This window comes from Bradyrhizobium genomosp. III, from assembly GCF_000261705.1.
GTDB lineage: Bacteria > Pseudomonadota > Alphaproteobacteria > Rhizobiales > Xanthobacteraceae > Bradyrhizobium > Bradyrhizobium ottawaense.
The window spans coordinates 22,492-31,999 of sequence record NZ_AJQF01000444.1; the positions used below are offsets into that span (position 1 = coordinate 22,492).

Consider the following 9,508-nt stretch of genomic DNA (forward strand, 5'->3'; position numbering starts at 1 on the left):
CGGCGCGTCAAACTCAGTGTCGTCCCCGCGCACGCGGGGACCCATACCCACAGGGAGAAGTGTGAGGCAAAGCTCCCACTCCGAATTCTCGCCAAACCACTCCCTGTGGGTATGGGTCCCGGATCTGCGCTTCGCTTGTCCGGGACGACAGCGGAGATTGACACGCGCGATTGCGCATCAATCTCGCTGCAAGTACCGCCACCGTACTACTCCGCCGTCTGTCCCCGCATCTCCGCGACATCCTTCGCCGTCAGCCTCGAGCCCTTCGTCCCGAACCGCGCCGTGACGTAGTTCGCCACCGCCGCGATCTCGTCGTCCGTGTAGGCGTTGCCGAACGCCGGCATCGACAGCGCGCCATCGGGCGTGTGGCGCTTGGTGCCTGACAGCACGATCTGCGCGACGTTGGTGGCGGCGGGGTCGTTGACGGCCCAGGTGCCGGTCAGCGTTGCCATCGGCGAGACCGGGCTCTCGCCGCTCCAGCCATGGCAGCTGGCGCAGGCGCTGGCGAACACCTTCTTGCCGCGTGCGTCCGCCGTGACGCCGTCCTTGTGCGAGGCGGGGGCGACGGGTGCCGTGGTGGCGGGCAGGTCGGGCGAGGGCACCGGCGGCACGCTGCGCAGATAAGCAACGATGCTGCTGATGTCCTCCGGCGCGAACTGGCTAAAGCTGTGGTCGACGGCTTCACCCATCGGGCCCGAGGCCGAGCCGTGGCCCGGCGCATGGCCGAGCGACAGATAGGAGATCAGATCCTGGTCGCTCCAGTTGCCGAGACCCGTCGCCTTGTCGGAGGAGATGTTGAAGGCGCGCCAGCCCGCCGTGATCGCGCCGGCGAACTTCTTGCGGTTATCCAGCGCAAAACCGAGATTGCGCGGGGTGTGGCATTCGCCGCAATGCGCCAGCGCTTCGACAAGATACGCGCCTCTGTTCCATTCCGGGCTCTTCGACGTGTCAGGCGCAAAGCGCGTGTCCGGATTGAACACGGCCGACCAGGCAATCATGGCCCAGCGCTGGTTGAACGGGAACGACAGCGTATTCTCCGGCGCCTTCGCGCGCACCGCCGGCAGGCTGAACAGATAGGCCTTCACCGCCAGCACGTCCGCGTCGGTCATGAATGTGTAGGACGTGTACGGCATCGCCGGATAGAGCCGGGCGCCGTCACGGCGCTGGCCGTGCTGGACCGCGTTCAGGAAATCCTGGTCGCTGTAATTGCCGATGCCGGTGTCCTTGTCCGGCGTGATGTTGGTGGAATAGAGCGTGCCGAACGGCAGCTTGAAGGCGAGCCCGCCCGCATAATCCTTCTCGCCGGGCTTGGTGTGGCAGACCATGCAGTCGGCCGCCTTGGCGAGATATTCACCGCGTTCGACCAGGCTCGCTTTCTCCAGCTTGGCCGGCACGCCGGTCGGCTTGCCGGCGCGGTAATCCGCCAGCGCCACCTTCGTGCCGCCGGAGAAATCGAACGGGCCGGGCCCGCGGATGATCCAGACGCCGAGCCCTGCTGCGAGGATGGCGATCGCAGCGACGCTTGTGAGGATACGCATCTTCCCGCTCATGCCTTCTTCCCCGCAGCCAGCAGTTTTCGGTCAATGGGCAGGCGCCGCAGCGCCACGCCGGTTGCGGCAAGAATCGCGTTGCGCAGCGCCGGCGGTCCGGCGTTGACGCCGGCCTCGCCGATGCCGCCGGGCGCCTCGCCGCTCTTGACGACGATCACCTCGATCTTCGGCGTCTCGTTGATGCGCATCATGCGATAGTCGTGGAAGTTCGACTGCTGCACGCGGCCCTTGTCGATCGTGATCTCGCCATAGAGCGCGGCGGTGAGGCCGAAGATCAGCCCGCCCTCGATCTGCGCCTTCACCGTGTCGGGGTTGACGGCAATGCCGGTGTCGACCACCGAGGTGATGCGGCGGAGCACGATCTCGCCGATGTCGTCGATCTCGGCCTCCACCACGGTCGCGATGAAGCTCGCGAATGACGGCTGCACGCAGACGCCGCGGCCGACGCGCGGAGGCAGCGGTTGACCCCAGCCGGATTTCTCCGCGACCTGGTTGAGCACCGCGAGCATGCGCGGGTTCTTGGTCAGCATGGACTTTCGGAACTCGATCGGGTCCTTGCCCGCCTTGCGCGCGAGCTCGTCCATCGCGCATTCGACCGCGAACACGTTGTTGTTCGGGCCGACGCCGCGCCAGAAGCCGGTCGGCACCGACAGCGGCTCGGCGCGGACATATTCGACGTGGAAATTGGCGAAGTCGTAGGGTGCATCGACCGCGGCATCGATCGCGTCGATGTCGATGCCCTTCTGGAACGCCGGCGGCAGCCAGCGCGCCAGCACGGCGGAGCCGGCAACCTTGTACTTCCACCCCGCGACCTTGCCGTCGACCAGCGACGCCGTGATTTGGTCGCGATAGACCGGACGGTAGACGTCGTGCTGGATGTCCTCCTCGCGGGTCCACACCACCTTCACGGGGTAGTCGACCTGTTTTGCGATCTTCACCGCCGCGATCACCATGTCGGGTTCGAGCTTGCGGCCGAAACCGCCGCCGAGCAGATGGTTGTTGACGATGACCTTGTCGACCGCAAGCCCAGCGGCCTTCGCCGCCTCCGACTGCACGCGCGTCATGATCTGCGTGCCGGTCCAGATCTCGCAGGAATCGGATTTGACATGGACGGTGGCGTTGATGGGCTCCATCGATGCATGCGCCAGGAACGGCAGCTCGTAAGCCGCCTCGAACTTGTCGCCGCTCGCCAGCGCCTTGGCGATGTCGCCGTCGGATTTGGCGACCGCGCCGTCCTTCTGGCTGGCCTTGCGCAGATCGTCCCAGACATCCTTCGTGGTGATCGCAGCGTTGGGTCCCTCGTTCCACTCGATCTTGAGGGCTTCGAGGCCCTTCTTGGCCGCCCACATGTGATCGCCGATCACGGCGACCATGTCGTCGAGCACCACGACCTTGCGTACGCCGGGGAGCTTCACCGCGGCGCTGTCGTCGACCTTGCCGACCTTGCCGCCGAACACGGGGCAGGCGGCGACGGTCGCGAACTTCATGCCGGGCAGGATCGCGTCGATGCCGTAGACGGCCTTGCCGTTGACCTTGTCGGGCGTGTCGAGCCGCTTCAGCGGCTGGCCGATGATGACGAAGTCCTTGGGGTCCTTCAGCGCGACATCCTTCGGCGGGGTCTGTCCCTGGGCAGCGAGCGCCAGCGCGCCGTAAGCGAGCTTGCGGCCGCTGGCTTCATGCGCGACCTCGCCCTTCGACGCCGTGCAGCTCGCGGGCTCGACGCCCCATTGGGCGGCCGCGGCCTGCACCAGCATCGCGCGCGCGGTGGCGCCGGCCTTGCGCAGCGGCGTCCACCAGGCCCGGATCGAGTTGGAGTTGCCGGTGACCTGCAGGCCGAAGGTCGGATTGCCGTAGAGCTTGTCGTTCGGCGGGGCGTGCTGCACCTCGACCTTGCTCCAGTCGGCATCCAACTCTTCGGCGAGCACGGCGGAGATCGAGGTATAGGTGCCCTGGCCCATCTCGACCTGCGGCATCATCAGCACGGTGCGGCCGGTCTCGTCGATGCGGATAAAGGCGTTGGGCGCGAACTTGCCCTCGGTTGCATCGGGCGGCTGCACCGGTTCGTTGACGGCCGCGCGCAGCGGCAGATGGAAGGCGAGCAGGAAACCGGTGGCGAGACCGCCGGTCAGCAGCGCGCGGCGGGAGACGCTGTTATGTGCATTCATGGTGGACCTCAGGACTGACGGCCGTTGGCGGCCTGCTTGACGGCCTCGCGGATGCGGACATAGGTGCCGCAGCGGCAGATGTTGCCGGCCATCGCAGCGTCGATGTCGGAATCGTCAGGATTGGGCGTAGCGGCCAGCAATGCGGCGGCCGACATGATCTGGCCGGACTGGCAATAGCCGCACTGGATCACTTCGAGGTCGAGCCAGGCCTTCTGCACTTTCGCGCCCGCAGGCGTGCTGCCGACATGTTCGATCGTGGTGATGGCGCGGTTCTCGACCGCGCTGACCGGCAGGACGCAGGAGCGCACGGCCTTGCCGTCGACATGCACCGTGCAGGCGCCGCATTGCGCGATGCCGCAGCCGAACTTGGTGCCGGTCATTCCGAGGATGTCGCGCAGCACCCACAGCAGCGGCATTTCAGGTGGCGCATCGAACGATTTCGTTTCGCCGTTGATGGTGAGAACAGTTGCCATATGCATCCCCTTGCTCGCTCGATCGCTTACGTCGATCTAGTCAGCCAATTCGCGCGCGACAATGAAGCGTCGCAATCTCCGGCAATGCATATTTGCGCTGCTGACGCGTCAGCCCATGACGTTCACGAATTTGTGCGGCGCTCGCTGCCAGCGTTTTGGGCTAATTGATATGATAATCGTCATGTTTTGATGCTTTTTCGGCGCGCGCGTCGTCGATCACCGCAGATTGTCGTGCGGATGCGCAAAATCATGCGATGACGAAAGTCGTGCGATTGGGAAAGTTTCGTGACCGGAGAGCCGCGCGACGGCGAACCTCGCCTGCGGCCCATCCTTCGAGACGCCCGCCTCCGGCGGGCCCTCAGGATGAGGACGGAGTCCGCAGCAGCAGTTTCAACCGGACACCGATGCAGTGAAGCCTCATCCTGAGGAGCCCGCGTGAGCGGGCGTCTCGAAGGACGAGGCGCTTGCTCCGGCCTTGCCAAGCTCGGATGCCGAACTTCGGAATAATAGCATTGTGCCCTTGTTTTGCCCGACGAGTCAAAACGGGCCGGAGGCTGCCGGCGTAAGCCATTGATTTCGGACGCCCCGGCTACTGTGCATGGGGTTGTTTTTCAGATTTTTGACTGAGCGGCCCTCAGCTCTGCCGGAAACCCATCCGGAAGGCGCCCCAACGCTTGCCGCGGATCACGATCGGCGAGGACAGGTCCTTCATCAGCACGAACTGCCCGCCGCCCATGTCGCGGCGGTAGGTCTGGAGCAGGAACGGCTTGGTGTTCGCCGCGACCTTCTGCACTGCCCGATCGTTGAACAGGCGGCGGTTGCGGCAATTGGCGTTGTTCCAGACCGGGTCCTTGCCCTGCGGCAGGCGGTAGTTGGGGTTGTGGGTCGGCAGATAGCCGCCCTTGGCCCAGGCGACACAGAACACGATGCGGGGATCGGATTTCTGGATCGGATCCTGGATCGCGGGCAGCACGCGGTCGGTGAAGTCGACGTAGTTGGTGAGGTACTGCTTTGGATCGGTGCCGGGAATTTCGCGATAGGTCTCGTCCATGAGCTGGTCGAGCGTGATGTCGCCGCGATCGATCGCGGCCTCGAATTCGGTCGAGATCCGCTTCGCGGTCTCGACGACGATTCGGATCAGCGGTGCGTCCGATGTCTCGACGCCGCTGTCGGCGATCAGCGCGATCAGGCCTTCGGAGGTGTCGAGCAGCTTTGTCACGCGCTGATCGGCGCTCTTGAGATCGCGCGAGGAGAGGTCGACGCCCTTGGCGAGTTCGTTCAGCTCGCTGATGACGGTGTCGCAATGTCCGAGATTGGAGGTTGCCGCGCGCGTAACGCTGCCGATCTCCGCCTCCACGGAGGCGAAGCCCTGCTGAACCCGCGAGATGATACCGGAGATCTGCTGGGCGCCTTCGCCGGCAGTCTTGGCGCGCTGCGAGGCGTCGCTGCTCTCGCCGATCAGGCCTTCGATCTGGCCGTCGAGATCGCGCACGGTGTCGGAGATCTGGTGCGTGGCCTGGCGGGTGGCTTCCGCGAGGTTCTTCACCTCGCTTGCCACCACGGCAAAACCGCGACCGGCATTGCCGGCGCGGGCGGCTTCGATGGTTGCGTTCAGCGCCAGCAGATTGGTCTGCTTCGCGATCGCCTCGATCGAGCCGGAGACTTTCGCGACCTGCGCCAGCGCCGAGCCGACGGCACTGAGGCGCGCCTCGATGCGCTCCACCGCCGCGACGAGCTCGGAGATGTGGTTGACCGCGGTGTCGACGGCGCTGCGCGATTGCGCGATCTCGCCAACCGCCGCGGACGTGGTGGTTTGCACGGCCTGCGATGCATTGGCGATATCGTGGTTGGCCGAGACCATCGTCTCGGCGGTCTCCTGGAGATGGTGGAACCGTTCCGACTGGTTTGCGACGCGATTTGCGACTTCCTGGACGTTGCCGGCGATATCGGCGAGTTCCACGCCGAGGCCGCCGATGCGGTCGGCAAGCTGATCGATCAGCCGCTCGGCAAGCGTGCGATTGGAGCCGGTGTCCATGACTGCAAGTTGTACGACGGACATGTTCGATGAGTCCTCCAGTCAGAGCCGCACCCCGGCTCACGGCGGCATTCCCATTCCAATTCAGCTTAAAAGGATGATTCGCGGTCGGCGTCTTGCCTGAGCGTGCACTCAGGCGCAATTCGCGCCTTATTTCTCTATTCCGCTCGAAAAATTGCGGGACATTTTTTCGGACCAGGCTCTAGAGCTTGTAGGCCGTGCGGAATCCACCCCAGTGCCGGCCCTGCACGCGGATCGGAACGTCGATCTCGCGCATCATCACCGTATTCCCATTGCCCATGTCGCGCGCATAGCTCTGCACCAGGTACGAGCGCAGGTTGCGTGCGGCCGCCAACCCCGCCGGATCGTTGAATATCCTGCGGTTGCGACTATTGGCTGTGTTCCAGGCGACATCGCCCGGCCGCTGCGGGTGCGAATAGATCTTGTTGTGCACCGGCAGGAAGCCGTTGCGGTCGACCATGGCGCAGAACGCCAAGCGCTGGTCCTTGGCCAGAAAGACCTCCTGGAACGGCGGCAGCGCGCGGTCGGCCCAGTCGAGATATTTCGTGCGGTATTGCTGCGGATTGGTCCCGGCGATTTCGGCGTAGTCGGTGTCGAACAGGTCGTCGATTCTGACTTCGCCGCGGGCAACGGCCTGCTCGAAGATCTGGGTCAGCGCGTTGCCCGCTTCCATGGCGCGGGTGACGAACTCCGTGTTCTCTTCGTGGATCGCCCAGAGCCTGTCCTCGATTTTTTCGCGGAGCTCGGCATTGGGGCTGGCGAATTGCGCGCGGGCACCGGCCTTGGATTGCTCGACCACGCGCAGGCGGCAGGCGCCGACGGCTTCGAGGGTGCCTTCGATCATCGCTTGCGGTGCAAGCCGGCCTGCATCCGCGCCGCCGATCAGCACGCCGTCCATCGAGATTTCATAGACCGGCATCACGCCGCGCGGGCTCTCGAACTTGAGGTGGCAGGGCAGCCGTTCGGTCTTGCGGCGGTCGTCGTGCTCGCTCTGGCGGAGCAGCACGGCGCAGCGCGATTTCAGCTTCTGTGCGAAGGTGGTGACGGCTTTGCCGGCACTGGCGACGTTCTCGCCGTGGCTCTCGGCGGCCTTGGTCGCGGCATCGATCTCGGCTGCGCTCTCGCCGACCGAGACGATGAACTCCGAGGCGCTGGCGGCGTTGCCGGAGACTTCGCTGGTGGTGGCGTTCTGTTCGGCGACCGCGCCGTTGACGGTCTCGAAGACCGGGCGGATCGCCTCGATCGCCTGCGAGATGCGGTGCACGGCATCCGCAGAGCCGGCGGCGTCGCGCTGCAGTGCGTCGATCTTCTTGGTGATCTCTTCCGTCGCGCCTTGCGTCTGCACCGCGAGGGCCTTGACCTCGGTTGCGACGACCGCAAAGCCTTTTCCGGCAGCGCCTGCGCGTGCGGCCTCGATCGTCGAGTTGAGCGCGAGCAGCGTCGTCTGCCGCGCGATCTGCGCGATCAGGTTGACGACATTGCCGATGGCGGCGGAGGATTCGCGCAAGCGATCGACATTGGCGCGGGCTTCCTGCGCCGCGGCGCTGGCCTCGTCGGCGAGCTTGCCGGCCTCGCGAACCTGCGCTCCGATCCCCAGCGCCGACTGGGTGAATTTGTCGGCGGCATGGGCGAAGGTCGAGGCGGTTGATTGCGCGGCATTGGTCCGGCCGGTCAGGGCGTCGGTGCGGTCGCGGATGGCGGCAAGCGTCGATGCGGTCGCTTCGGCGCCGCCCGCCACCGAATTGGCGGCGCGCTCGAGCTGGCGGATCATCGCGCCGAGCTCGAGTTCCAGCAATTCCAGGATCTCCCGCGCCGAATCACCTTCGGCTGGGGCGGGCTCGGACTGGGCCACCGGCGGCGCGGGTTCTGCGGCTGCCACCGGCGCGGCCATATCCGGCAGACGCTTCCGAAATAGTCCGAATGCCATCAGGTCTCTCTTGTCGGGGGACGCTCGGAGGTTATTTTCGCAGGCTGGAATGAAGTCAGGGTTAACGATGCCTCACCTCTAGGCAGGGGGCTGTACGGGGTTACCTTAAAGTATCCGAGACCCTTTCATTCCGGTGGGTTGGCGGCCTATAAGGCCGCGTTTCCCACCCTCATTGGCGTACGCTTCCAAGAGACCCCCGAGAGACCACGCATGGCCGGACATTCCCAATTCAAGAACATCATGCACCGCAAGGGGCGGCAGGATGCCCAGAAGTCGAAGCTGTTCGGCAAGCTGGCGCGGGAAATCACCGTCGCGGCCAAGCTGGGCACGCCCGACCCCAACATGAACCCCCGCCTGCGCGCCGCCATCATCGCGGCGCGCCAGGAGAACATGCCGAAGGACAATATCGAGCGCGCCGTCAAGAAGGCGCTCGGCAATGAGGGCGAGAACTATGACGAGATCCGCTACGAGGGCTATGGCCCCGGCGGCGTCGCCGTCATCGTCGAGGCGCTGACCGACAACCGCAACCGCGCCGCCTCCGACATCCGCTCCTTCTTCACCAAGTCGGGCGGCAATCTCGGCGAAACCGGCTCGGTGTCCTTCATGTTCGATCGCACCGGAATCATCGAATACGACCGCAGCGTGGCCTCCGACGACGCCATGCTCGATGCGGCGATCGAGGCCGGCGCCGACGATGTCGTCTCCGGCGAAGCCGGTCACGAGATCTACGCCTCGACCGAAGGCTATCGCGACGTCGCCAAGGCGCTGGAGGCCAAGTTCGGCGAGCCGCGCAAGGCCGCGCTGATCTGGAAACCGCAGAACACGGTCGCGGTCGACGACGAGACCGGCGAGAAGCTGCTCAAGCTGATGGATCTGCTGAACGAGCACGACGACGTCCAGCACGTCTACGCCAATTTCGAGGTGTCGGACGCGCTGGTCGCGAAGATGGGCGGGTAGGACCTCACCCTCCGCTGTCGTCGCCCGGCTTGACCGGGCGACCCAGTATTCCAGCGAAGCCGGCGAGATACGGAGAAGCCGCGGCGTACTGGATTCCCCGCTTTCGAGGGGATGACGGCGCGCGTCGTGGCGGGCAACAATTCCCGCCTCACTGACGATATCCCACTTCCCCTGTTACTTCCGTTCTGTTTCTGTTTCCCCCACGACGGCCAGCCGCTATCACTGGCCCATGACCGTGCTCCCGATTCGTGGCCCCGTTCGCATCATCGGCATCGACCCCGGCCTGCGCCGCACCGGCTGGGGCGTGATCGAGGCTGAGGGCAACCGTCTGATCTACGTCGCCTGCGGCTCGGTGGAACCACCGGACGATTTGCCGCTGG

The 9,508-nt window shown here is 65.3% G+C and carries 7 protein-coding genes; 2 read left to right on the forward strand and 5 right to left on the reverse strand.

The genetic code is table 11. The annotated features are described in order from the left end of the window. Nucleotides 1–206: 206 nt before the first annotated feature. From IC66_RS0135195 to IC66_RS0135215, 5 genes are all read right to left on the reverse strand, one after another. Entirely contained in the window at nucleotides 207–1,550 is a 1,344-nt protein-coding gene (locus tag IC66_RS0135195; RefSeq protein ID WP_038950783.1) for a c-type cytochrome, read from the reverse strand. After that, the gene (locus IC66_RS0135200) at nucleotides 1,547–3,715 is read right to left on the reverse strand and encodes a xanthine dehydrogenase family protein molybdopterin-binding subunit (protein WP_028142021.1); all 2,169 of its coding nucleotides are present in this window, start codon (nucleotides 3,713–3,715) and stop codon (nucleotides 1,547–1,549) included. Before IC66_RS0135200 ends, IC66_RS0135195 begins: the two co-directional genes overlap by 4 nt. An 8-nt stretch (nucleotides 3,716–3,723) precedes the next feature. Then, the gene (locus IC66_RS0135205; RefSeq protein WP_028142020.1) at nucleotides 3,724–4,188 is read right to left on the reverse strand and encodes a (2Fe-2S)-binding protein; all 465 of its coding nucleotides are present in this window, start codon (nucleotides 4,186–4,188) and stop codon (nucleotides 3,724–3,726) included. 634 nt (nucleotides 4,189–4,822) lie between these two features. Beyond that, nucleotides 4,823–6,247: a methyl-accepting chemotaxis protein gene (locus IC66_RS0135210; protein ID WP_038950785.1), complete on the reverse strand. Its 1,425-nt coding sequence runs from the start codon at nucleotides 6,245–6,247 to the stop codon at nucleotides 4,823–4,825. A gap of 178 nt (nucleotides 6,248–6,425) precedes the next feature. Continuing rightward, nucleotides 6,426–8,171, reverse strand: a complete 1,746-nt coding sequence (locus IC66_RS0135215; protein ID WP_038950786.1) for a methyl-accepting chemotaxis protein — start codon at nucleotides 8,169–8,171, stop codon at nucleotides 6,426–6,428. Between the two features lie 210 nt (nucleotides 8,172–8,381). On the opposite strand from IC66_RS0135215, the gene IC66_RS0135220 reads away from it, so the two are divergent. Continuing rightward, the gene (locus tag IC66_RS0135220) at nucleotides 8,382–9,128 is read left to right on the forward strand and encodes a YebC/PmpR family DNA-binding transcriptional regulator (RefSeq protein ID WP_028142017.1); all 747 of its coding nucleotides are present in this window, start codon (nucleotides 8,382–8,384) and stop codon (nucleotides 9,126–9,128) included. Nucleotides 9,129–9,357: 229 nt separating this feature from the next. Next, on the forward strand, nucleotides 9,358–9,508 hold a 151-nt coding region (locus IC66_RS0135225; RefSeq protein WP_038950787.1), incomplete at its 3' end, for a crossover junction endodeoxyribonuclease RuvC.

What these genes read in the sequence shown, in the direction of transcription:
- IC66_RS0135205 (WP_028142020.1), bottom strand. Translation starts at nt 4,188, where the DNA reads ATGGCAACTGTTCTCACCATCAACGGCGAAACGAAATCGTTCGATGCG.
- IC66_RS0135215 (WP_038950786.1), bottom strand. Translation starts at nt 8,171, where the DNA reads ATGGCATTCGGACTATTTCGGAAGCGTCTGCCGGATATGGCCGCGCCG.
- IC66_RS0135200 (WP_028142021.1), bottom strand. Translation starts at nt 3,715, where the DNA reads ATGAATGCACATAACAGCGTCTCCCGCCGCGCGCTGCTGACCGGCGGT.
- IC66_RS0135195 (WP_038950783.1), bottom strand. Translation starts at nt 1,550, where the DNA reads ATGAGCGGGAAGATGCGTATCCTCACAAGCGTCGCTGCGATCGCCATC.
- IC66_RS0135220 (WP_028142017.1), top strand. Translation starts at nt 8,382, where the DNA reads ATGGCCGGACATTCCCAATTCAAGAACATCATGCACCGCAAGGGGCGG.
- IC66_RS0135210 (WP_038950785.1), bottom strand. Translation starts at nt 6,247, where the DNA reads ATGTCCGTCGTACAACTTGCAGTCATGGACACCGGCTCCAATCGCACG.